Origin of the sequence: Streptoverticillium olivoreticuli subsp. olivoreticuli, from assembly GCF_003391135.1 — a bacterium.
GTDB lineage: Bacteria > Actinomycetota > Actinomycetes > Streptomycetales > Streptomycetaceae > Streptomyces > Streptomyces blastmyceticus.
In genome coordinates this window covers 156,775-180,467 of record NZ_CP031455.1, presented here as the reverse complement: position 1 = coordinate 180,467, position 23,693 = coordinate 156,775, and the positions used below count along the sequence as shown (strand labels likewise).

19 protein-coding genes and 5 pseudogenes are annotated in these 23,693 nt (G+C 67.0%); 18 read left to right on the top strand and 6 right to left on the bottom strand.

Features of this window, described 5'->3' with window-relative positions; all coding sequences use genetic code 11:
• Positions 1–90: 90 nt before the first annotated feature.
• Positions 91–306 (top strand): hypothetical protein, encoded by a 216-nt coding sequence (locus DXZ73_RS40425; protein WP_425315803.1) that lies wholly within the window; start codon positions 91–93, stop codon positions 304–306.
• A 510-nt stretch (positions 307–816) separates the two neighbouring features.
• Here the strand turns inward: DXZ73_RS40425 and DXZ73_RS00715 are convergent.
• Entirely contained in the window at positions 817–1,155 is a 339-nt protein-coding gene (locus DXZ73_RS00715) for a transposase (protein ID WP_162889922.1), read from the bottom strand.
• Positions 1,156–1,286: 131 nt separating this feature from the next.
• Here DXZ73_RS00715 and DXZ73_RS00710 point away from each other — a divergent pair, with 131 nt between their 5' ends.
• The 5 genes from DXZ73_RS00710 to DXZ73_RS40235 all read left to right on the top strand — a co-directional run bounded on the left by DXZ73_RS00710 (position 1,287) and on the right by DXZ73_RS40235 (position 4,386).
• Entirely contained in the window at positions 1,287–2,189 is a 903-nt protein-coding gene (locus tag DXZ73_RS00710; protein WP_116209127.1) for an SDR family oxidoreductase, read from the top strand.
• 488 nt (positions 2,190–2,677) lie between these two features.
• Positions 2,678–3,031, top strand: coding sequence for a hypothetical protein (locus tag DXZ73_RS00705; RefSeq protein WP_116209126.1), 354 nt, complete (start codon positions 2,678–2,680; stop codon positions 3,029–3,031).
• Positions 3,032–3,186: 155 nt separating this feature from the next.
• Positions 3,187–3,717 (top strand): hypothetical protein, encoded by a 531-nt coding sequence (locus DXZ73_RS00700; RefSeq protein WP_116215335.1) that lies wholly within the window; start codon positions 3,187–3,189, stop codon positions 3,715–3,717.
• A gap of 128 nt (positions 3,718–3,845) precedes the next feature.
• Positions 3,846–4,016, top strand: coding sequence for a hypothetical protein (locus DXZ73_RS38665; protein WP_205519068.1), 171 nt, complete (start codon positions 3,846–3,848; stop codon positions 4,014–4,016).
• 97 nt (positions 4,017–4,113) lie between these two features.
• A complete protein-coding gene (locus tag DXZ73_RS40235; protein WP_338059102.1) occupies positions 4,114–4,386 on the top strand; it encodes a hypothetical protein in 273 nt (90 codons plus the stop codon).
• Here DXZ73_RS40235 and DXZ73_RS00690 read toward each other — a convergent pair.
• Together DXZ73_RS00690 and DXZ73_RS00685 are read right to left on the bottom strand one after the other, a co-directional pair.
• Positions 4,288–4,794, bottom strand: a pseudogene (locus DXZ73_RS00690) (aspartate/glutamate racemase family protein); the annotation flags it as partial. The gene DXZ73_RS40235 and the pseudogene DXZ73_RS00690 sit on opposite strands and share 99 nt — an antisense overlap.
• Before the next feature lie 352 nt (positions 4,795–5,146).
• Positions 5,147–6,082, bottom strand: coding sequence for an NADP-dependent oxidoreductase (locus DXZ73_RS00685; protein WP_116209125.1), 936 nt, complete (start codon positions 6,080–6,082; stop codon positions 5,147–5,149).
• Between the two features lie 142 nt (positions 6,083–6,224).
• Between DXZ73_RS00685 and DXZ73_RS00680 the strand changes: the two genes are divergently transcribed.
• Positions 6,225–7,199: a GlxA family transcriptional regulator gene (locus DXZ73_RS00680; protein ID WP_116215334.1), complete on the top strand. Its 975-nt coding sequence runs from the start codon at positions 6,225–6,227 to the stop codon at positions 7,197–7,199.
• Positions 7,200–7,271: 72 nt separating this feature from the next.
• On the opposite strand, the pseudogene DXZ73_RS40420 reads toward DXZ73_RS00680, so the two are convergent.
• A pseudogene (locus DXZ73_RS40420) lies at positions 7,272–7,362 on the bottom strand (transposase); the annotation flags it as partial.
• Positions 7,363–7,376: 14 nt separating this feature from the next.
• On the opposite strand from DXZ73_RS40420, the gene DXZ73_RS39000 reads away from it, so the two are divergent.
• Together DXZ73_RS39000 and DXZ73_RS00670 are read left to right on the top strand one after the other, a co-directional pair.
• Complete coding sequence (locus tag DXZ73_RS39000) at positions 7,377–7,982, top strand: transposase (RefSeq protein WP_240351032.1); 606 nt, start codon at positions 7,377–7,379, stop codon at positions 7,980–7,982.
• A complete protein-coding gene (locus DXZ73_RS00670; protein WP_240351673.1) occupies positions 7,925–8,209 on the top strand; it encodes a dienelactone hydrolase family protein in 285 nt (94 codons plus the stop codon). Before DXZ73_RS39000 ends, DXZ73_RS00670 begins: the two co-directional genes overlap by 58 nt.
• Positions 8,210–8,282: 73 nt before the next feature.
• On the opposite strand, the gene DXZ73_RS00665 is transcribed toward DXZ73_RS00670, so the two are convergent.
• Entirely contained in the window at positions 8,283–9,308 is a 1,026-nt protein-coding gene (locus tag DXZ73_RS00665; protein ID WP_240351030.1) for a hypothetical protein, read from the bottom strand.
• 47 nt (positions 9,309–9,355) lie between these two features.
• The gene (locus DXZ73_RS00660; protein WP_240351029.1) at positions 9,356–9,898 is read right to left on the bottom strand and encodes a transposase; all 543 of its coding nucleotides are present in this window, start codon (positions 9,896–9,898) and stop codon (positions 9,356–9,358) included.
• 99 nt (positions 9,899–9,997) lie between these two features.
• Between DXZ73_RS00660 and DXZ73_RS00650 the strand changes: the two are divergent.
• From DXZ73_RS00650 to DXZ73_RS00600, 9 genes and pseudogenes are all read left to right on the top strand, one after another.
• A pseudogene (locus DXZ73_RS00650) lies at positions 9,998–10,444 on the top strand (ABC transporter permease); the annotation flags it as partial.
• 277 nt (positions 10,445–10,721) lie between these two features.
• Positions 10,722–12,089 carry an alpha/beta hydrolase gene (locus DXZ73_RS00645; RefSeq protein WP_116209121.1) on the top strand — a complete coding sequence of 456 codons (1,368 nt, stop codon included), beginning with the start codon at positions 10,722–10,724 and terminating at the stop codon, positions 12,087–12,089.
• A 296-nt stretch (positions 12,090–12,385) separates the two neighbouring features.
• On the top strand, positions 12,386–13,102 hold the full coding sequence (locus DXZ73_RS00640) for a response regulator transcription factor (protein WP_240351027.1): 717 nt from the start codon (positions 12,386–12,388) through the stop codon (positions 13,100–13,102).
• Positions 13,092–14,894 carry a sensor histidine kinase gene (locus DXZ73_RS00635; RefSeq protein WP_116209119.1) on the top strand — a complete coding sequence of 601 codons (1,803 nt, stop codon included), beginning with the start codon at positions 13,092–13,094 and terminating at the stop codon, positions 14,892–14,894. Before DXZ73_RS00640 ends, DXZ73_RS00635 begins: the two co-directional genes overlap by 11 nt.
• Before the next feature lie 404 nt (positions 14,895–15,298).
• A pseudogene (locus DXZ73_RS00630) lies at positions 15,299–16,115 on the top strand (IS5 family transposase).
• 820 nt (positions 16,116–16,935) lie between these two features.
• On the top strand, positions 16,936–17,997 hold the full coding sequence (locus DXZ73_RS00625) for a hypothetical protein (protein ID WP_162889920.1): 1,062 nt from the start codon (positions 16,936–16,938) through the stop codon (positions 17,995–17,997).
• Positions 17,998–20,415: 2,418 nt separating this feature from the next.
• Positions 20,416–21,144 carry a hypothetical protein gene (locus DXZ73_RS00615; RefSeq protein ID WP_116209117.1) on the top strand — a complete coding sequence of 243 codons (729 nt, stop codon included), beginning with the start codon at positions 20,416–20,418 and terminating at the stop codon, positions 21,142–21,144.
• Between the two features lie 657 nt (positions 21,145–21,801).
• Positions 21,802–22,104: pseudogene (locus DXZ73_RS00605) on the top strand (transposase); the annotation flags it as partial.
• Positions 22,105–22,903: 799 nt separating this feature from the next.
• Positions 22,904–23,662, top strand: coding sequence for an ABC transporter ATP-binding protein (locus DXZ73_RS00600; RefSeq protein WP_116209115.1), 759 nt, complete (start codon positions 22,904–22,906; stop codon positions 23,660–23,662).
• The last annotated feature ends 31 nt before the right edge of the window (positions 23,663–23,693 follow it).

Below are 23,693 nucleotides of genomic sequence, written 5' to 3'. Positions count from 1 at the left end.
TCCGCGCGGCCGGCGACGGCGCCCCCGTCGCCCGTCTGCAGGGCCAGGACATAGTCGAAGGCATGCTCCACCTGCTCTTCGGTCAGCGGCTTGCAGGGCGGGATCAGGTACGGCATACGGATCTCCTCACAGGTGGTCGCCGCGTGGATCACGACGACGCGCTCCGAGGATCCGGGGGTGGGCCTGTGGAGAGCGGCCGGGGACGAGCAGGGCCTGGACGACGCGTGGACCACGGAGGTGCTCCCGGACCTGGGCAGTCAGTGGGGGGCTTACGAGTACTGCACCAGCGTCGGCTTCGCCGCGTAAAGACGCGGCACGGCCCACGTACCGCCATGGCCTCGGCTCCGGTGGCTGCTCTGTCCGGTGGCGCGCCGTGATGAGTGGAGAAGGCCTCCTTCCGATGGTGCGGACTGCTGGTCCGGGCGGTCTGTGCCGGGGCCTGTAGTCGGGTCTGGTGGTTTTGAAGGCGCGCCTGCGCTCTGGTGTCTGTTTTTCGAAGGCAGTCTGGTGATCTTGCTTTGTTTTCGATGGAGTGCAGAGGAGGGGGGAGGGGGCGGGTCTGCCGGCGTGTGGTCGGGTGTGGTCCGGCAGTTGGTCATGGATGATTCCGGGTCCCGGATCAGGGCGCCGTGCACCGATGAAGGAGTGCCGTTCATGCCCGGGGGCTCGTACGCCGGTGACCGGGCCGGCCGCCCGGCAGGGGGTGTGCCTGCGAAGGCGGCAAGGACGAGGGGGCTTTGCGGAAGCGACGACGGCGGTCCCTGCATGCCCGTGACGGGCGCGGGAAGCAGCGCCATGTCTCGTTTGGTGAGTCCCTCAGCGGTGGACGCGGAGTGCTGCACACTCGTGGATCGTCCTGGTCCAGGCGGCGAGCGCCGGGGTGTGGGACGTCGTCTCGCTGAGGTTCTGCCACAGATTCGCACTGCTCCAGCGGGTGAACCAGCGGTGGGCCGTAGGTACGCTGACCCCGAACGAGGAGGGCAGCTGCTGCCACGCGCAGCCGCTGGTGACCACGTAGACGACGGCGACCATGACCCTGCGCGCGTCAGCCGCGGCCCTGCCACCGCCCTGGGGCCGCAACGGCAGGGCGGGCAGGAGCGGACGAGTCGCCGCCCACATCTCGTCGGGGACCAGGCGCTGAGCGAGTGCCTCCATTCCCGTGATCGTACGCGCCCGTGATGAGTCACCCTGCTGATCCACCAAATGAGATGTGCGCACAAGAGCCATACGGGCCTATCGTCGGCCGCCCGCCGACGGGTTCGGCACCCACAAGCGAAGGGGAATCCATGACCATTCTCGTAACGGGCGCGACGGGAAGGACCGGCCGCGCCCTGGTCGACCGGCTGCTCGGGGCCGGACAGCGAGTGCGGGCCCTGACCAGGAACCCGGAAGACGCTCAACTTCCTGATGCCGTCGAGGTGGTAGCGGGCAACCTCACCGACCTCACAGGAGCCGCGACGGCACTCGACGGAGTGGATGGCGTCTACTACCTGTCCGGAGCACTCGGCCCGCAACGTGCGATACAGCAGGCCCGCGCCTTCGTGGAGCTCGCCACGGACGCGGGGGCCAGGCGCATCGTCAACCTCTCCGGCCTCGCCGTCACCGTACGGCGGCCGGGCAGCTACGAAATGCTGCGCGACGTCGAGGAGGTCATCGAAGCCTCGGGTCTGGAATGGACGCACATTCGGCCGGGCGAGTTCGCCAGTAACAAGCTGGACATGTGGGGCGCCTCGATCCGCGCGGAGAGCACGGTGCGCAGCGCCTTCCCCGACGCGCTCGGTGTCCCCGTCCACGAGGCGGACATCGCCGAGGTGGCCGCTGCCGCGCTCCTTTCGGACGGCCACGCCGGGCACGCGTACTCGCTGAGTGGGCCACAGCAGCTCACGCACCGGGAGCAGGCCGCGGCGATCGCTCAGGGCCTGGGCAGGCCGCTGAGCTTCGAGCCGGTGACGTACGGCCAGGCCCGCGCCGCATACATCACGGCCGGGATGCCGTGGGACATCGCCGAATACCTGCTGGGCTACCAGGCCGAGTACGCGCAGGAGCCGCCCGAGGTTCGGCCCGACGTCGAACGAGTCCTGGGCAGGCCGGGCCGCACGCTGGCGCAGTGGGCCGCAGATCATGCATCCGACCTCTCGGATGATCCCGTGCGGCAGGCGAAGGACCCGGCCGGCACTGTCACGGGCTGACCCGACGCGTTCTCCTCGTTCCCGGCGCCGCAGGTTCCCGGGCTGACGGCCCGTCTTCGACATTGGTCGGGTCGCCCAAGGCTGAGACGCCCCGGGCGACCCGACCGATGAAGTTGGGGGTTGGGCCGTAGAGCCTTGTGGGATGGCCGGTGCCCCGGGTGCTCGTCGTGACGCCGGGGTGTTCGCCTGTCCGGCGCAACACGACGGGCACCTGGCATGGGATGCGCCTAGCGTGAGGCGGTGGCCGTAGCTGTTCCGGCTCCCGACGCCTCGGCGGGATCGCCGAGGAGAGCGGGAGGCAGGCGCCAGGCGCACTGCACGGACGCCCACAGCACGCACTGCCGAACACCCCTCCGGCGGGCCGCTGAAGGCAATTTGCCCGCTTCACGCACAGCACCGGGTGAGAACCCGCCCGGGAGCGCTTGTGCGGCGGTACCCCTGAAACGGCACGGCATCCATGCAGTCCCCGACCCAGGAGGAACAAAATCATGAATCGCCTCGTCACGGCGCTGGCCCCGCTCGGTGCCGCGCTCTCGCTCACCGTCGCCGTGCCCTCAAGCGCCAGCGCCTCGATCCACTTCTATGTCTACAGCCACCCCAGCAACAACAGGGCGGAACTGATCAACGTCGTCAGCCGGGTCGCGGGACAGGGAGAACACCAGGCCGGTCACTGCAAGAACGTGCAGGGCGGGAGAGACTTCTACAACGACAGCGGACACACCGTCCGCATCTACACCCTCGCCGACTGCGCCCAGGGCGTCGGCCACGCCTACCGTGAAATCCCTGCCGGGGAACACCGCTCCAACATGACGCACGGATTCCAGTCGGTTCGGGTCTTCTGACGGATCCAACGCCCAGCCGCAAACCCGCCCGGGCAAGCCCCTGTTCCACGCCGGAAAAGGGGCTTGCCCGGGGGCCGGGGCGGCTTGCCGGGCGCGGGCGCTGCGGCCGGGCTTGCGTCCGCCTGCAGAGGACGGCCTTTCGTAGGGTGTTGCCCATGGACGAAGACCAGCGGATTCTCGATCTGCTCCACGCCGTGGACCGGCTGCCAGGGCCGGACCATCTCGAGTTCCCCGATGGGTACGACTACGCGCGGGCCAGGTCGCGGGCGGCCCGGCTGACCGGGCGGTTGAACACGGAGCTCGCGCGGCCTTGCGTCATCGCAGACACGGCGGAGGACGCCAGTTACTCCTTCATGGTGCGTATCCCCGCTGCGGCGACCGGGGCGGGCGTGCCGCTCGCCGTCCGGCTGAGTAACTTCGGCGACCTGGCTGTGGTGACCACGCCGGCGCCCGACAGTCACGACGACCTGGACCACGCCGTGGCTGACGGCGCGGTCTCCGAAACGGATCGCCGGCGGATCGAGTCGGCGCTGTCCGACCTGGGGTACGTACTGGTTCCCCAGCGATTGCTGCACTCTCCCTATGACGGAGTGACCTGGCTGGCCGACGAGACGGGAACGGTGATCAGCTACGGCGCACACCGTGGCCGGGCAACATGGTGGACCAGGCTCTTCGAACACCTGTGACCGGGATCGCGCCCAGGCGGTGCCTGAGGCGGCCGGACCGGGACGGCCTCGGCCGCGCCGTGAACGGACCGGCTGCCCGGGCTCGCGGCCCGCCCGCCGGGCGTCGACACGGCCGGGGCGGTGATCGCGTGAGCACCGGGTTGAGCGGGGTCGACCTCGCGCGCCGGGCTCTGGTCGCTGCCCGGGAGGCGGCGGGGAAGAACGGCGCCACCCGCAAGGAGAAGACGAAGCAGCGCACCGGCACGGCCGTACGCCGTGACAGCCACGAGCCCTCGGGCTCGGCGCGACGATCGGCATGATGATGACCGAGCGCGGCATGGCCGCCCCGGCCGTCGGCGGAAACGTCCTCGCCCGCTTCGATGGTCTGCCCTCCAACTGTGGTCTGGGTTCAGGCCGTTGACAGCCGTGTTCTGTGGCTTCTGCCGGATGATCGGGCCGGCGGTGCAGGTCGGCTGTCAGCGGGGTGCGGATGCGGTTGGTCTGTCGTTCTGGGTGCCGGACAGGGCCTGTGTGCACGGTGGCCGCAGCGTGGAGTCGTGCGGTGGGGAAGAGCGGGACGGGACTGTCCTTGGAACCGATGAGAAGCTCGATTTCGGTGCAGCCCAAAATGATGCCTTCCGCGCCGCCGGCGGCCAGGTCCGTGATGACCTCCTGGCAGGCGGCGTGTGACTCCTCCCGCACGATGCCTGGGCAGAGCTCCTCGTGGATCACGTGGTGAACGATCGTGCGCCCGTCAGTGTCCGGGATGTGCACATCGGGTCCGCCGGCTTCGGGACGGTCTCGGTGGAAATCCTGCTCCATGGTGGACGCGGTGCCCGGCAGGCCGGCTCGGTGCGGGCCCGGCGCCCGTACGGCCTCTGCGGTGGCATCGGCTGGGTGCAGCAGGGGGGTGGAGACCGTCGCCTCGATGTGGTCGGCGGCCTTGTGCATGGTGTTGGTGCAGATCAGCGCCGTCTCTGCGGCGGCACGGCATGCTGGAGAAGATCCGAGGGGCGGCACGGACCGGCCGGAAGGTTGCACTCGCGGAGCAAGGCTCGTAGAGCGTGCCCTGCACGGTGAGGTTGCGGAAGTGTTTGCAGCAGCCGAGGGCGGTCGCCGGCCCGGGAAACGTGAGGTAGTTGCCCGGGTGGCGCTCGTAGCGGTGGTTGAGCCTGCGGTGACCGTTCAGCCAGGAGATGTTGGCCCAGCGGTGTCGGCCGAGTCGTTCGCTGGGGTGGATGTCCTGAACGGTGAGTTCGCGGATGACGGCTTGAAAGCCGTACCCGGGGTCTTCTGGGCCTTACGACGGCCCGTCCAGCCCACGAAACAAGGTAGGACCGCATGACCCGGCCCGTGCCGCCGGGTGGCATCCACGGCGGACGGACACGCTCGGACGAGGTCCCCGCGATGCTGGGCGGGGATCGTGCGGACCCTCACCGTGGCCGAAAGATCAGTCGGCCACGGTGAGAACGAGTTTGCCGGCCGTACGGCGGGTCTCGCCGCGCCGGTGCGCCTCGGCGGCTTGCTCCAGTGGCAGTACGCTCTCGCTCTCGGCGCGCAGGAGGCCTTTGCCGGCCAGCGCGGCGATAGCCGTCATGCCGGCGTGGTCGGCTTCGACGGTCAGGTATTCCAGCCGGACGCCACGTTCCTCGGCCGCTGACTTCATGTATTCGACATGCGAGAAGACGATGGCGACGAGGATGCCGCCCGGGCGCAGGGTTCGCAGCGAGCGTGGGCCGTAGTCACCGCCGACCGCGTCGAGCACGACGTCGACGTCCCGCACCGCCTCGGCGAAATCGGTCCGGGTGTAGTCGATCACTTCATCGGCGCCCAGACGGCGGACGAAGTCGTGTTTGGGCGCGCTGGCGGTACCGATCACATGCGCGCCGCGGGCCTTGGCGAGTTGCACGGCGAGGTGGCCCACCCCGCCTGCCGCGGCGTGGATGAGCACGCGCTGGCCGGGCTGGACGTCAGCGGTGTCCACCAGGGCCTGCCAGGCGGTGAGTGCGGCCACCGGCAGCGCGGCGGCCTGTGTGTGGTCGATCCCGGCCGGCTTGAGGGCGAAGTTCCGGGACGGGGCGGCCACGTATTCGGCGTAGGCGCCGGCGCCTCGCGGGTAGTCGAGCATGCCGAAGACTTCCTCGCCCGGCTTGCGCAGCGTGACGCCCGCGCCGACTGCCTCGACGACGCCGGACACGTCCCAGCCCAGGACGAACGGCGGCGCGCCCAGGTAAAGCCCTGTCGCGCGGTGCAACCAGTCGGTCGGGTTGACGCCGGCGGCGTGAACCCGCACCAGGATGTCGGTGGGACCGGGCGCCGGCCGGTCGAGCTCGACGACCGTGAGGACCTCCGGGCCGCCCAGGGCCTCTTGGCTGATCGCGCGCATGGGTTTCCTTCCTCGTGGCACGTTCCATGCGTACGCCTTCCTCGCGGCATGTTCCGCGTGCGTACGACGACTGCGATCAGTGTGCTGGCGTCGGTGGACGGCAGAAAGTGGCCTGATGGCCATGATGTGCAAGGATCTGGTCATGCATCGTGTCGTCGTACTCGTCCTGGAGAACGTCTATCCGTTCGAGCTGGGGATCCCCGCGCGGATCTTCGGCGCGGCCCGGGGCCCTGCAGGTGAGCGGCTCTACGAGGTGATCACGTGTTCGCTCGACGGCGGCCCGGTCACCACCTCCGCCGATTTCGCCATCGCGGTGGAACACGGCATCGAAGCGCTCGAGACCGCCGACACCCTGATCATCCCGCCGTTCGTGTGGGAGCCCGCGGACGAGGAGGACCCGCTCGTACTGCAGCCGGGCCTGTTCGCCACGTTGCGGCCGGGCACCCGCGTGGTGTCGATCTGCACAGCGGCCGTCCTGCTCGCCGCGGCCGGCATGCTCAACGGCCGCCCCGCGACCACGCACTGGCAGGAGGCCGAGCGCTGTCGACGGCTGTTCCCCCAGGTCCGATGGGACGCGGACGTGCTGTTCGTGGACGACGGGGACGTGCTCACCTCCGCCGGGGTGGCCGCCGGTGTCGATCTGTGCATGCACATCGTCCGGCGTGACCACGGCAGCGCGGTCGCCAACCGTACGGCCCGCCACTGCGTCGTGCCGCCCTGGCGCGACGGTGGGCAGGCGCAATACATCGAACAACCGGTGCCAGGCCCGTCGACGGCCGCGACCGCGGCCACTCGGGCCTGGGCGCTGCAACGGCTGGAGCGTCCGCTGCCGCTGAGCGAACTCGCCCGGCACGCCCAGGTGAGCGTGAGGACCTTCAGCCGCCGTTTCCGGCAGGAAGTCGGGATGAGCCCCGGCGACTGGCTGATCCGGCAGCGGGTGGAGCTCGCTCGCCACCTGCTGGAGGCCAGCGATCTCCCCATCGACCAGATCGCCCGCCGCGCCGGGTTCGGCACGGCCGCCTCGCTCCGCCAGCACCTGCATGCCGCGATCGGCGTATCGCCGCTCGCTTATCGGCGGACGTTCCGCATGGCCGACGGATCCGCGGACCAGCCATGAAGCGGTTGACCTTGATCACGTGGTCGGCTGGGTCGGGTCGCCGGGTGGGGGTGGTGGTTGGTGTGCGGGGTGGGGTGTGGATCTTGGGTATCGCCAGGTCCAGGTCCCCGGCCTGCGTCGTGAGCGGCTTCTCGCGGTGCCCGTTGCGCCAGGTCGTGCGCGTCGCAGGTCAGGCTTGTGGCACTGGTGGAATGCGGGACCCACGCGGTGTTCGCCGCGGCAACGGGACCGCTGTCGGTGCACGGACAGCACCTGATCCCGGGTCTGCTGGGCCGGCTCGGGCCGGGCATGCCGGTGCTTGCCGGCCGGGGGATCACCGGCTTCGGGTTGGGCCTCGCGGCCGCGAACACGGGTGCCGGCCTGTTGTGGCGGGTCCGCAGGAACGTCGTGCTTCCTGTCGTCCGGGATCTCGGTGGTGGTTCCTGCCTGTCCGAGATCGTCGCGTCCGGTGACCGCGGCCCCCGCCGCGGTCCTGCCACGGTCCGGGTGATCGAGTACGCCCTCGACGGCGGTGAGGGGACGGTCTACCGGCTCGTCACCACGCTCCGCGACCCCTGCCGGGCTCCTGCCGCAGAGCTCGCCGCCCTCTACCACCGGCGGTGGGAAATCGAGAACACCCTGGACGAGATCAAAACGCACCAGGGCGGGCATCGGCTTGTCCTGCGCTCGCGGTATCCCGACGGCGTCGAGCAGGAGGTCTACGGGTCGTCTTCTGCGGCTCCTGCATCGCGGCCGGTCCGCATGCCGTACTCGACCGCGCCGCCTCCGTCGACGCGCCCGTAATGCTGCGCGTCGGCGCCGAGGACCACGTCGTCCCCGCCGACCAGGTCCGGGCGACCGGGACAGCCCTGCGTGCGGCCGGTGTCGGCTTCGTCCAGCACGTCTGCGAGAACGCCGGACACGCCTTCGCCGGCGGCCACCGCTCCCGGGCATACCGCCCCGGCCCCGCCGAGACCGCCTGGCAACGCACCTGGGCCTTCCTCGACCGGCACATCCCCACACCGGCCTGAGCTTGCCTGTTTGCGATCTTGAGGGAGTGCTCGGTCGCTCACACGGGGTTGAGGAGCCGCACTCGTGTATGTGTCATGCCGCGGGCTTGTGCAGCCAGTCTGCTTCGGTGGTCCAGAACATGTGGCGCGCGCCGAGGTGGTCGTGGGCGAAGTCCGTGAACCGTTCGCGGGTGTACGGCTTGCCGGTCTGGGGGTCCTTGGCGTTGATGTCGGGTTCCTGGACGGCCATCGCGACGAGGGGAAGGGCATCCTTGTATTCGTGGAGGAACTTGTAGGAGTTCTCCATCTGGTACTTCCGGTCCGGCAGGGTGTCCGGTCCTCCGATGCCGATCTTCTTGTCCCTGGCGAGGTCGAACATCTCCTTCATGCGCTTGTGGTCGTCGTCGTCCGGCAGGAAGTTGATGTACTGGATGAACTGCGTCCTGGTGAAGACCTTCTTGCCGTAGCGCATGTTGTCGATCTCGGCATCGATGTAGGACTTCGGGGTGTACTTGGTCTGATCCGTCTTGGTGTCCACCTCGACCGCGGTCTCCGGAAGGTTCACCCCGGCGAGCTTGCCGTCGAACTTCCCCGCCATCGCCTTCAGCATGGCCTGGAAGTCCGCCCGCACATCCTTGTTCCACTGCGCGGCCATGGCCCCGCGGGTGGTGGGATTGTCAGGGTTCTCATCGGTCGTCGGCGCGACCCCGCCCTCGTCCTTCACGTACTGGGGGACATTGGCGTCCTTCATGGCTATGTCGAAGAACCGGTCCTGGACCTGGACGAACAGCTTCTTGTGACGTTCCTGGAGATACTTCAGGGCATCGTCCAGCCGCGACCACTTGTATTCCCCCTTCTTCCCCTCAAGGGCCTTCCAGGGCACCACCACCTGCACGCCGCCGATGTCCGGACGGTCAATCATGGCCTTGACCTTCGGGTTCTCGCCGGACGTGGCATCCTCGAAATCACCGAGCGACATGTACAGATTGTCCGTCACCTTGCCGTGGGACACGGCGGCGGCCCTGGCGGGTGCGGGAGCCGCGGCGGCGACCCCGGCGCCGGCCGTCAGGGCGACGGCCGTGAGGACAACAGATCCGACTGCACCACGTTGCGTCATCATGAACGAGACGCTAAGGGAACGTTCTTAGCGAAAGATAAGAGCATCCATTACTGCTCGATTCCTCTTTCGGTGTACACGTATCGGCGTCGTAGTTGGCGGGTTGGGGGCGGGGGCCTGCCCCATACCCATGGTCGTGCGCGTGTGTTGAGTTGGGTGGTTGCCAGGCGGGTGGCGTGGTCGATCTCTGCTGGTCCGGCGAATGACTGGCCTGCGAGAGCGGTCTTGCGGAAGATGCGCCACCAGCTTTCCTGGAGGTTGAACCAGTAGGTGCTGACGGGGATGAAGACGTGGTGGATACGGGGGTGGTCCTCCAGCCAGGTCCGGGTGGACAGGCTGTTGTGCGAGGAGAGATTGTCCGTGATCACGTAGGGGTTGCCGGTGGGGTTGCCGGTCTCGAGCCGCTTCCGGAACTGCTGGTAGAAGGTGCTGTTGCGGGAAGGGGCGGTCATGGTGACCTGCTGTCCGTCCCGCACTCTCAGGCCGCCGTAGACCCAGGTCTTCTCCTGCCCGCGGCTGTAGTCGAGTTCGGATTTGATGCGGTGGCCGTCCGGTGACCAGCCCGGTGCCGACGGGAAGGTGCGGGGGATCACCGGCCCGAGCTCGTCGGCGCAGATGACCGTCGCGCCGTCGGGCGGGCAGGCGTAGAGGCCGGTGATCCGCGTCCTTTTCCCTCAAAGTCCGGGTCCCTCGGCCTGGTCCAGGTCAGCCGCCCCTCCGACGCCCTCGCCGCCAAGCGCGTCACCGAATCCGCCTTCTCCTCCCTGTTCCTGGGACTGGCCGGTGTGGCCCTCCTGGTCGGCGGCATCGGTGTGGCCAACACTATGGTTATCTCGGTGCTGGAACGGCGTAGGGAGATTGGTCTGCGCCGTGCGCTGGGTGCTAGCAGAGGCCAGATCCGGGGTCAGTTCATGAGTGAATCTATCGCGTTGTCAGGGCTGGGAGGCATCATGGGCGCTGCTCTGGGCATGGCTGCTACCGCAGCCTTCGCGCTGTCCCAGGACTGGCCGGCGGTGATCCCTTTCACGTCCGTCGCGGCCGGTTTCGGTGGTGCGGTGCTTGTGGGGGTGGCCGCGGGTCTCTACCCGTCCGTACGAGCCTCCTGTCTCACCCCTGTAGAGGCCCTGGCCGGCGGATGAGCGCGCCTGCAGCGCAGTGCGCCCTTTCCGGATGCCGGATACACAGGCAACCTCCTCTCACCCCCGCCGGTGAGACGGCCCGCCACTCCTGTCCCGTCGCCGGCCAGCGCGGCTCCCCGCCGGGAGACGGGGCCGCACTCACGAGACAGCCCCCACAAGCAAGTCCTCATCAGCCATTCCTCCTGGTCCCCCTGTATCAGGGCGACAGGCCGCCACCCGAAAAGGGGTTCCCCACATGCGGTGTACTGCCCGGCTCTGGACAACCGCTGCCGCCGCGATGGCCACAGCAGCGCTGGGCACTGTCCCCGCCGGCGCCGCACCGCCGGACCCGAGCACAGATGCGAGGACGTACGAGGTCGGCTCGGCTGTCTACAACCTGGGCGACTCGGCCTTCACCGCACAGGGACACAATCCTCCGCCCGTTGAGCTCGCCGGCATCGTGCACTACCCCAAACGGCCCGGCGGCAGAGCCCTGCCACTGGTGATGATGCTGCACGGCTCCTGGTACAGCTGCGCAGACAAGGACGCCGAAACCGCGGCCGCCGCAGCCGAGCTCGCCGCGAAGCAGTCCGAAGCCAGGGGCGACACCGCAGAAACGGAGAACCAGCGCGCCAAGGCCACCGCCCACAGACAAGCCCTGGGACGCTGGCCCTGCGCACCGGACGTCCAGCCGATGCGCAGCTACCGCGGGTACGACTACCTCGGGAAGGAACTGGCCAGCCGCGGCTACACAGTCGTGTCGATCAGCGCCGACAGCGTCGATGCCCAGCAGCAGCTGGAAGGCCGTGCTCTGCGTACCAGTCTGCTGAACAAGCATCTGGCAATGTGGGAAGGCCTGGCAGCCTCCGGCAGGGGAGAGCTCGCCGGGAAATTCACCGACCCGCAAACCGGCGAAGCCAAGCCGGTGGACTTCACCAACCGCATCGACATGGCCAGCGTCGGCACTCTGGGACACTCACGCGGCGGCGCCGGCGTACTCGATCACGCCTCGGACAAAAAACGCCCGGCATGGCCATCCGGAGTGCAGGTCAAGGCGGTCTTCGCCATGGAACCAGCCGCCCTGGCCGTCCCCGAACCACTTCCCGTGACCGGCCTTCCCCTCGCGACCCTCCTCGGCACCTGCGACGGCCTCTACCAAGAAGGGAAAACCGCGGCGGCGCTCGGCGACAGCCGCAACCGCTACCCCACCCACCAGTTCTCCGTCCAGGGCGCGAACCACAACTTCTTCAACACACAATGGTCCCCCGACGGCGGCCAGCCCGCCTCGAGCGACGACGCCACCCATGAAGAAGGAGGCCGCTGCCGGACAACCAGCGGCGAAGGCTCAGCAGCCGTCCAGCAGCTCACCCCCACTCAGCAACGCGAGGTGGCCAAGACCTACGTGACCGCCTTCTTCGACCGCCACCTGCGCGGCCAGGACAAAGCCGAAGCCATCCTCAACGGCACGGCCCAGCCGGCCAAGGACATCACCGAAGTAAAGATAAAGACCACCTCGCACGGCAGCAGCCCCGCACCAGAAGACACCGACACCACCACCGGCAACAGGCACCGTGCACAGCCCGGCCCGGCAGCGCTATGGGCAGCCGGCGCAGGAGCTGCTGTACTCATCATCACCGCGATCACGCGCCTGCGCCGAAACACCTGAACCGGCCCACCCACGACGATCACCCCCCAGCACCACGCCCCGACGAAATCCAGGCCCAGCCCCCAACTGCTCACAGCCCCGACTGCCAGCCGCAGGCCTGCAGACCCGCACACATCCACGAACCACCGACCCCCACATGCCGAGACACGTCCGAAGACGACCCGCCCACACAACCGATACACGCGCAGCACCACAAACCACGACCGGATATGAAGAACCCCTCAGCTCCTGCTGGACGCCCCGGCCCCGGCCCGGTTCCCAGCCTGCAGTGCCACACCTCGCCTACGATCACCCATGTGTGCGCATACATCCTCGTAGCGGAAGACGACAAGAAGCAGGCCGGACTGATCCACCGCTACCTGGAACACGAGAAACACACCGTCACCGTCGTCCACGACGGGCGGGCCGCACTCGAAGAGGTCCGCCGCCAAGAGCCCGACCTGCTCATCCTGGACGTAATGATGCCCAAAACCGACGGACTGGACGTGGTACGCATCCTTCGGCGCGAGACAGACCTGCCCGTACTGCTGCTCACCGCGCGCTCCACGGAAGACGACCTGCTCCTCGGCCTGGACCTGGGCGCCGACGACTACATGACCAAGCCCTACAGCCCGCGCGAGCTGATGGCCCGGGTACGCACGCTGCTCCGCCGGACACGGCATGCCGGCCTTCCCGACGGCTCCTTCCACGTGGGCGGCCTCACGGTAGACCCCATCCGCTACGAGGTGCGCCAAGAAGACCGGCTGATCGACTGCACACCAGGCGAATTCCAGATCCTGGCCGCCATGGCCGCCGAACCCAACAGAGTCTTCACCCGCCCCCAACTGCTGGCGGCCATCCACGGCTCCGGCCGCTACATCACCGACCGGACCGTCGACGTCCACATCATGAACCTCCGGAAAAAGATCGAAGCCGACCCGCGACAGCCCGCCCACCTGCTCACCGTCTTCGGAGTCGGCTACAAACTCACCGACAGCCCGGCCAGCACGCAAGGCCCCCACCGTGCCGGGTAGCGTACCCCCGCACAAGACCCTCCTGGCCCGGCTGCTGACCACCTCCGTCATCGTGGCCGTCTGCTCCATCGCCGCGACCACATGGCTGGCAGTACAGACCACCTCCGGCGCGTTCAACCAAGAGCGAGGACAAGCCCTCGCCGAAGACACCCGCATCTACAACACCCTCCTCGGCATCGCCGCCCGCGCCCCGGGCTGGAAAAACGCCGGCCCCACAGTCAGCGACCTGGCCCGTCAGACCGGCCGCCGCATCACGCTCACCACCCAGGACGGCAAGCCGATCGCCTCCTCCAGCACAAGGGCGCTGCCGCCCTCAGCCAAGGCAGCCGCGGTCCTCGACCCGCTGTCCGTCGATACAGCGCTGTCTCCCAAAGCCGCCGCCAGCCGCATCGACCCGCGCGCAGCAGGCCCCTACACCCTCACCGCAGCCGAACACGCGGACCTGCGCAAACTAGCCGAGCGCAGCGCCGCATGCCTGCACCGCAACGCCGTCACCGCAGACGTCAAAGAGACCCCCAGCGGCCGCCCGTACGTCCAGGCGGCCAACGACTCCCAGAACCTCAGCGCCACCCAGTGCGCCATCCCCGAGCTCGGGAAGCCCACCCCCACCGAACGCAGGGCACTCGACCAGCTCGACACTCTGGTCAACGCCTGCCTGAAACGACACCAGATGGGACCGGTCAACCTCAGCCTCGACTACACCTGGACCACCCCCGCACCCCACACCGGCAGCTCCGACCCCACGACAGCCTCGTGTGTCGACTCCGGACGCCGGGAACAACTCACCCCCTACGTCTCAACTCCCGCACTCCTTTACCTCAGCAGCGCGGACGGCGCCCCGTCCGCTGGCTTCCGCCTGTCGCCAGCCGACACCGCCCGGGTCGCAGGAGCAGCAGCACTCGTCCTCACCGTCACCCTGGCCGTCACCGTCTTCGCCGCCACACGCCTGGTACGGCCACTGCGCGCGCTGACCAGCGCCGCCGAACGCATGAAAGCAGGCGACACCACCGCCAGAGTGAACGTCCCCGCGAACAGCGAGATCAGCCAACTAGCATCAGCATTCAACGACATGTCCGAAACCCGTGCCCGCCTCGAAGACCTGCGCAAAGCCATGGTCAGCGACATCGCACACGAACTGCGCACGCCTCTGAGCAACATCCGCGGCTGGCTGGAAGCAGCCCAGGACCACATCGTCCCCACCGACCCCGCACTCCTCTCCTCCCTCCTCGAAGAAGCCGTCCTCCTCCAGCACATCATCGACGACCTCCAGGACCTGGCTGCCGCCGACGCAGGCACCCTGCGACTGCGCCCCGAACCCGTATACCTGGCAGATCTCCTCAGCCAAGTGGCGGCGGCCCACCTCGCGAACGCCCGCAGAGCCAGGGTCACCCTCTCCGTATGCCGCGATGCGGATCCATTCCTGAACGTGGACCCGGTCCGGCTGCGACAGGCAGTAGGCAACCTCGTCTCCAACGCCGTACGCCACACCCCCCCGGGGGGAAGCGTGACCCTGCGCGCAGCCCAGGAGGAAGACGTCACGGTGATCGAGGTGACGGACACCGGCACCGGCATCGACGCCGACGATCTCCCACACGTTTTCGACCGCTTCTGGCGGGCGGAGAAGTCCCGCAACCGCGAGACCGGCGGCAGCGGGCTGGGCCTGACGATCGTCCGCAAGCTCACCGAAGCACACGGCGGCACGGCGACAGTGTCCAGCACCCTCAGCGGCGGGACGACATTCTCACTCCGTTTCCCCACCGACGACGTCACCCCCGGATCCTTCGAGCCATAAGAACGTGTCCTGTGTGCCGGGGGGCCTTGGCCCTGGCACGAAGGGGCCCTCCCGTCAGGCTGTCTGCTCCGAAGCCGTGATCCACCTCTGCGTGGCCGGCCTGATGGCCGGCTGCCTCACTCGCGAAACCGCACCAGCGCCTGCGGACAACAGCTGTGCGGACCCTGGAAAGCCGTGTGCCGTATACGGCGGGCAGACCGGCCCCCAGAACCGGCGGAGACACACTCAATCCATGATGATCACGAACGTGCCGCAGACCAGGATTTCGCGATCGCCGGCAGACGGGTACTCGACCAGGAATCCAGGGCACCGCTGGTTGGCTTGATCCGGTTCCAGTGCTGAAACCTTGATGCAAGGGCTGTTAAGACGGTGTCTTATGTGGTGGGTTGGTCGTTGGTTGGGTTATGGGGAGTGGGCGGTGGGGTTGGATTGTTCCTGCGGGTTTGTGGGAGCTGGTGCGGCCGTTGCTGCCGGCGGACAAGGTCCGTCCGCAGGGTGGCGGCACGGCGAACATCGACCATGAAGCTGTGTTCGCCGCGGTCGTGTACGTCTTGGTCAGCGGCTGTGCCTGGCGTGCTCTGCCGCCCTGTTCCGGGGCCTCGAGAGCGACGGTTCACCGCCGTTCCTGATCTGGTCGAGAGCGGGAGTGTGGGGCTGGCTGCACCAGACAGTCCTCGACCGGCTCGCCGCGAAGGGGCTGCTGGACTTGTCCCGTGTGGTGCTCGACTGCGCTTACGTGCGGGCCAAAAAGGGGGCGAACTTGCAGGTCCGTCGCCCGTGGACCGGGGCAGGCCGGGTTCCAGGATGCACATCCTGTCCGACCGCGGAGGGCTGCCCCTCGTCGTGGGCATCTCCGCCGGCAACACCCACGGCCTCCACGGACTGAAACCCATGGCTGGCGGACTCCGGTCACGGCACGACCCGGAACGGGGACGGCGCTACAAGCCCCGCAAACTCCACGCCGACAAGGCCTACGACACCTCCGAACTGCGTCGATGGCTCCGCGGGAAACGTATCGCCGTCCGCATTGCCCGCAAAGGCATCGACTCCAGCGAACAGCTCGGACGTCATCGCTGGGTGATCGAGCGCACCATGTCCTGGCTCACCGGATACCGCCGACTCTCACCCAGGTATGAACGCCAACCCCGCAACTACCTCGCCTTCCTCGGACACGCCGCCGCACTCCTCTGCTACAAGAGACTCCTCCAACTCACCACATAAGACATGCTGTAAGTACGCGATTTGGCCATTCAGCGGCGTACTCCGCGCCGCCGGCCTGACGGATGGCCCTGACCGGTGTGGTGCAGCGCCAAGTAATAGGTTCGATCGGCGATTCTGAAAAATCCGGCACCAGCCGAATCACGCCGTATCGGTGCCAGTCTCCGGCGACGGACTGGAGGCGGCCTCCTTAAGCCTGCCTGGTGCCACAGCGGACGCTCCTGGACGGACAGGAGACCTCTGCGTTCTTTCAGCTTCCGGACCGTCCAGCACAGAGCTGCGTTCTCCGTCTGCAGCGGTTTCTGAGGCACGGGACCGCCTCGGCAATCACCGACTGCCTGTCCCCGGGCATCATCTCCGCAGACGGGTGATCTGCTTGATCATCGTTCCGGGCCCGAGAGTGGCACACGTGACCGCGTTAGCTGTGAATTCAAGCGAGTAGCCCTTCACGGCCATGAGATATACCGTTCTCCCGGATCATCAAAATTGGAATATCCTGAGTAGCCGGAATTCGCGGTCGAGGCCTGTGGATAACCAGTCCTGCGATCATGCTCCCGAACAGGGCATCAGCCAAGCTGGCAACGCGGAGAAGCCGCCCCCTCTGCAACTAAAGTTGCATGCTCGTATACGCGGAAAGTCCAGGGTGATGGATACGATCGTGTGACGCGCCAGGGCGGATTCAGTCGGCATCATGGATGAGTAACACCACCACCCCTGATTTCACCGAAGGAATTCTTTAATGAAGCGCGCTAACTCACGCCGTGGACACCTTCTCACCGCCATCCTCGGAGGCACAGCCGTCGCCTCGCTTGCTATGACCGGAGTGGCGCAGGCCAACACCGCGAACAACAACGCCGGCGCCCACGCAGCAGCAGACCAGGTCCGTGACATCGAGGCCGATGGCTTCCGAGTGCTGATGCAGAAGCATGGCCTGACCGGCAAGTCGATTGTCAAGGACACCTTCACCGGCAGCATCGTGGCCAAGGACACCAAGACCGGCACGGAGACAGTCCTGGTCGACAGCACCAAGGGCGCCTACCAGGGATCGGACTTCCGCTACCTGGGCGAGCAGTCCACCACTGGCCTCCTGCTGTTCCAGGACGCGACGTCCAGCAAGGTCTTCAAGGTCGATGTCCGCAAGGGCTCCATCACCGAAATCACCAACAAGCGCGTGCCCGTGACGGTGAAGACTGCCGACGGCACCTACGCCACGTATGTGGTGGAAAAGGGCAAGGACGGCAGCACTACCGTCAAGGACAACAAGGGCAAGCCTGTCCACGACCTTAAGCAGCGTGAGACGAAGCCCGAGACTGAGGGCGGCGACCTGTCCTCGATCCTGGACGGCATCGAGCTGCCGGACTTCTCGGAAGAGGCTGAGATGGCCAAGTTCTGGGAGCAGCGTGCTGAGCATGTTGGCCAGGAGGCCATGGAGAAGCAGCGCGCTGAGTGGCTTGCTGAGAAGGCTGCCCAGGCGAAGGACGGGGAGAAGGGCGACCTGTCTTCGATCCTGGACGGCATTGACTTCCCGCGTATGACGGATGCGTCCAACGAGGAAGAGTTCGACAAGCAGCGTGAGGCCTACAACAAGCAGGCTGAGGCTGAGAAGGCTGCCCAGGCGAAGGACGGGGAGAAGGGCGACCTGTCTTCGATCCTGGACGGCATTGACTTCCCGCGTATGACGGATGCGTCCAACGAGGAAGAGTTCGACAAGCAGCGTGAGGCCTACAACAAGCAGGCTGAGGCTGAGAAGGCTGCCCAGGCGAAGGACGGGGAGAAGGGCGACCTGTCTTCGATCCTGGACGGCATTGACTTCCCGCGTATGACGGATGCGTCCAACGAGGAAGAGTTCGACAAGCAGCGTGAGGCCTACAACCAGGGCAAGTAGTCGGACGGCGCTGCTGACTTGCTGTTGAGGCGCGGCCGAGCGGCCTGAGACCGTGACCGGCCCCGGGATATCCCTGGCCGGGGCGGCCTCAGGCGGTCCGCCCCGGCCTTTCGCGTGAGCTGTTGTCCGGTTGGTGGCCGTACCGGCGACCAGCAATTGCCGGGACTCCGTGGGCGATCTGCTGGGGTGCTGACGGCGGGGGAGCGGATGCTGCTTCACCGGAAGGGTGCGCGGCGGCCTCGGGTCCCGGGGTGGGGCGCGAGGCCGCCGCGGCTGAGAAGCTTCCTGTGGGTCCCGGCCCGGACGGTGCACACAGCGCAGCGGCGTGTCCGCAAGGGGCTTTGAACGCTCGATGCTCACCAGACTCTGGGCGTGGCTGGCCGAAAGGCGATGTGAGCTGGCCGGTCGGTTGTGAATGGTGCCGGTCCGGCTGGTGGAGACCGGAGGTCACCAGCGTGCTGATCCCGCATGCAGCTGGCAGCGGTACGCACGCTCAGCTGCTGCGGGTCTCGCTGGAGAGACTGGTGCAGGCCGGCGGTAACTGACCGGGGGAGCCGATCGATCCGGAACTATGCGGACTGTGCAGAGTTTGCTGCTGCGGCCTGCGGAAGGTCTGCGTCCGGTGCATCCTGACCGTGATGGCCCAGTTTCTGGTACTGGCGCCGTACTGCTGCGGCCTGCGTGGTCTGCCAGTCCGCCGACGTGAAGCTCGCCACCCGGAGAGGGACTGCCTGCCGTGACTCTAATGGTGTCTGCGGTGTCCCCAGGATCACTGTCAAGCTCCGTAACAGCAGTGAGCGCATCAGTCGCAGGCGCGTCGCCTGTCTCAGGCGGTCCACCGGGCCTACCGGGCACCCTCTGTGGCGCAGGTACTGCATCACGATCACCGGTCCGGCTGCCGCGAAGGCCTCTGCACCTGATGGGACGGGACTCACCGCGGAGGCGGTGAACACGAAGCGCACCGGACGCTTTGTGATCTCCCGCTGGAAACCGGGAAGTTCTGTATCCGGCAGCCGTGACCGACATCGGTTCGCGCTGTCTGGTCGGCTGGGCTTTTGCCGATCACATCAGGCCGAGCTCGCCGTCGGCGCCCCGGCTGTGGCCGGGCGGGCTCTCGTCAGCCTCGACGACGCCATCATGCACACCGGCCACGGCGCTCAGTACACGAGGTGCGATCCAGCCGATGGGTGAGGTGGACAGCTCTGACGGCAATGCGCTCGTGGAGTCCGTCAACGTGGTTCCTGTGGAAGACGCTTCAGGGCCAGAAAGAGGCTGGTCTCGCGAGCGCGAGGCATGTCCTGGTGTGTTCCGCGTCGGCTGCTCCGCTGCAGTACGTCTGCTGCCACTCCTGCTTGCCCCGGGCATCACAGCCCGATCGCTTTGAGGCGGCACTCGGTACAGCATCAACTGTGCTGGCCTGAGCTGCATATCCCCGTGTCCAGGATTCAGGAGCCAGGTTCTGTTGCTGGTGAAGGCGGGTAGGCCGCGGTGGGCGTCCTCGCAGAGGCCGGGCAAGACTTGGTCCGGGCTGCAGCAGATGAGGGTGCGGTCCAGGACTGTGAACAGCAGTCCCTGTTGCTGGCAGCCTCCCAGGATCGCTGCGGGACCGGGAGCCTCGGATCTGGGAATCTGGGTGCCTCCGTGCAGGTAGCGGTGTCCGGTAGTTCGTGAGGTGCCGGTGTCCCAGGTGCACATGCGTGGGTACAGAAGTACCGCGGAACAGCACCGCTTTGGCGCAATGTGCCTGGAACTGCGAGAACGGTGGTGCGTGCCGGTCGCGCGGGGCAGGCTGGCGAGGATTCCGGGCCTGGGCTCGGGCGCTGAGCACGGTACGACTGAGCAGCACGTGAAGCCTCCTCGGGCGAGGGACTGCTCAAGTCTCCTCCTGCCAGGGGGTTCTTATGCTTTTAGGGGCTATGTAGGCCGGACTTCTCTTCCACGTAATCGGTTGCTGAGAAAACCTTGAATGAGCGGACCTCGAAGCTCGTCGGGAGAGTCTGCGGCCGGGTGGGTGCTGTCGCAGCCCACGGGGCACGTCGGCTTGGTCCTGGACGACGCGGCCGAGGAAGCCGTGAATTCGGCTGTCAAGGCCGCATATGTCCACCGGTATCCTCTCCGCTCCCGGCCTGCATCGGTTCCGCAGAGTTATCGGCTGGTGCAACGGCACTGGTCCCCTCCAGTCGCCCGCCTGCGGAAGAGCTGATGCAGTGTCAAGAGATTGCACATTAAGGCTAGTTGATGAACTTCCATGCTCAGGGGGGGGCTGGCGTTCGGGACTTTGGTCCCGGAGGGTGAGGACCTTGGTCCGGCACAGGGGTGCCGCGCATTTGCGATGATCTTTTTAGCGGCCTCTCGGGTGGCGAGAGCGGAGTGGAGTCAAAGCCGCGTGTATCAACTCTCTTATCAGGAAGGCGTCTTGTGAAGACGATAACGAAGAGCGTGCTGTCCGTTGCGGTGGGCGCTGTTGCGGTCACCGCCCTCGCCGCAGCTCCGGCGAGCGCTGCCGAGCAAAAGTCCCTGTGGGACCTTTCCGTTGCGATGCAGGGCGGGTCGGGTCACAGCGGTGACAATTTCACTGAAGTTGTCCTCATCAACGGCACGGACAAGACCATGCGTCTCGACTGGGAAGACCTGTACGACGGTTATTACTCCAAGAGCCTCAAGCCTCCGAAGGAGATAAAGCCGGGCCAGAGCGCCAACATCGGGACCAAGGGGACTTTCCTGAAGGGGACCGGCGCCAGGGTCCAGTACAAATTTGACGGCGGCGGGCTCGTCAATGTCGGCTGGGAGAACCCGTTCTCCGGCAAGAACAACTACACTGTGCAGTCGATGAGGCACGGTGTGTCGGGTATAGACAAGGGTGGGAACACCTGGGGGGTCCCCGCAAGCTCAGATTTTAAGTCGCATAAGGTCGACTCCAGCAAGTTCGGCGGCGGGAACCGAGCACTGGTGGGATTTGTTGTTGGCGACGGTGCAACCCTGGTCAAGGGGACCTACGACAAGGGCAGTAAGTGCGACGACTATGACAGGGCACTGTCGGGTGTGTCGCTGGGCAGCAACATCTCTGACGCCCGCGGCACATACCAGGACGGCGAGATCGGAATGATCTTTGGGGCGATCATCGGGAAGATCATAGCCAAGTGCTGATGGGTGCACCGCCGATCTCCGCAACCGGGCAGAGCCCGATCCGGAAGCCGTCCTTTTGGCAGTCTGCGGTCTGGGCGAGGCTACCGCGAGGCAGGGGCTTCCCTGCGTTGCCTGGTAGCTGATGATGAGTTTCCCCCTTTCCTTGCTGAGTTTTGGTCAGGCGCAGGAAGGAAAGGGGGGCCTGGGAAACTGGCACTCTGCTTAGGCGGGAGCTCGTATCGGGATCATGGTTTGGGGTTGGTCAGGCGTTTCCGGCAGATGAGGCCGCAGGCCAGGGAGACGGGGTGCCGTGGAGGTCGAGGTGTCGTTCCCAGCGGACGGCGCGGCGCTTGAACTGGTGCGGGAGCGGGAAGGTCTGCTCGGCGGGGTACCGGATTTTGCCCAGGTCCTCGGTGTCCGGGGCGTCTGTGGGGAGATGGCCGGCAGGATGCGGTGCTTGCCCAGTTCCCGGCGGCTGGGGCTGCTGTCATAGCCCCTTGCCGCAAGGGCACTGGGGCGTCTGCGCGTGCGTCCGTGCGTCCGGCCGCGGGCGGGATGCTGTCGGCGAGTGCGTGGGTCTGCCTGATGCCGTTGGCCGCGGTTACGTTTCCCGCGGACCCACAGGCGCAGTTCGATGTTGTCATAGGTCTTGTCGGCGCGGAGTTTGCGGGGCTTGCGGGTCCGTCGCCCGTGGACCGGGCAAAGCCGTGTTCCAAGATGCACATCCTGTCTGACGCGAGCGGACTGCCTTTACACGTCGGAGTCTCCGCGGCCAACGTCCACGACAGCCTCGGGCTGAAGCCGATGGTGACCCATTTCCATATAGGACACGAACTCCACAGCGACCGCTGCAAGCCTGAGCGACTCCATGCCGACAAAGCCTATGACCTCCCTGACCTGTGGCAATGGCTGCACAGCCAGCACGTTGACGTCCGTATCGCCCGCAAAGGCATCGACTCAAGTGAACGGCTGGGCCGTCGAACCCCGGCTTCGTCCAGACGGAACGTCTCGGCCCGTTCACAGTCGGCGCAGTCCCGGCAGCCGTGCGGGGAGCCGCCGTGCCTCTTTGCCATCCTGAGGATGCAGTCGTAGGCCGGCTCGATACCCGCCCTGTAACGGGTGCAGATGTATGGCTGTTCACTCTTGGCCTTGATGAACACTGTCTTCGGTTTGCAGCTGTTCCGTACCATCAGCTGCCGTGCCGCTTCCGGGTCCACCGGTCGTCCTGAGACTGCCTTTGCCCCGCGCTTCGCTGTGCTCATGCGGCGCACGGGTCCGCAAAGACTGTACGGGGGCAGTACAGACAACTGGGTGAGAGCGTCAACCCGGTACATCCGCCGGGGTCATGGCCGCACTCTGTACGTGCTAATCCCCGGGAACCTCAGCCTCTTGCACGCGACAGTGCTGCGTTGTCCACAGGCGGCACGTCTTGGCATGGCCAACCTGAAGACCATTCCACAAGCCTCAGCAGCCAACGTGCCGCAGCGGCCGGCTTGACAGTGCCGTCGGCACCACACCAGCAGGGCGGCGGCCAGTATGAAGGCAGCGGGTGCGCGTCATGGCGACGCCGGGTCCCGCCCGGCGGTCCCGTTGACAGGCCGTCAGCCGGATGGGCGAGTGACGTCATTCTGTGGGGTTACGGGGATGGTCCCAGAGGATGACATCTGATGCCCTGCAACACCCTTGGCCGGTGGGTGGATTCGGGTCATTTGGATGAGCTGGCAGCCGGATGGCTGAGTAAAAATGTGAGGGTACTTTCAGCGTATGTACAGGAGTTGCCGTGTTGCACCAGGTTCCGCCCGTCTGTTCTGCCCACGCCACGGATCTCACCAAGGTCTACGGACACGGCGAGACCCAGGTGGTCGCGCTGGACTCGGTCTCCGTGGAGTTCCGGCAGGCCGAGTTCACCGCGATCATGGGCCCCTCCGGCTCCGGCAAGTCCACGCTGATGCACTGCATGGCCGGCCTCGACACCGTCTCCCGCGGATCCGCCCGCATCGGTGACACCGAGCTGACCAACCTGGGCGACAAGAAGCTCACCCGCCTCCGGCGCGACAAGATCGGCTTCATCTTCCAGGCGTTCAACCTGCTGCCGACCCTGACCGCCCTGGAGAACATCACGCTCCCCATGGACATCGCCGGCCGCAGGCCCGACCAGAAGTGGCTGGACATGGTCGTCGACACCGTCGGCCTCTCCGGGCGCCTGAAGCACCGGCCGAACCAGCTCTCCGGCGGCCAGCAGCAGCGCGTGGCCGTGGCCCGCGCCCTGGCCGGCAAGCCCGAGATCATGTTCGCCGACGAGCCCACCGGAAACCTCGACTCCCGCTCCGGCGCCGAGGTCCTCGGCTTCCTGCGCAACTCCGTCCGCGAGCTGGGCCAGACCGTCGTCATGGTCACCCACGACCCCGTCGCCGCCTCCTACGCCGACCGTGTCGTCTTCCTCGCCGACGGCCGCATCGTCGACGAGCTGCACGGGCCCACCGCCGACGCCGTCCTCGACCGCATGAAGCGCTTCGACGCCAAGGGCCGTACCAGCTGACACCCCCGCCGCCGTACCCGGACTCCAGGAC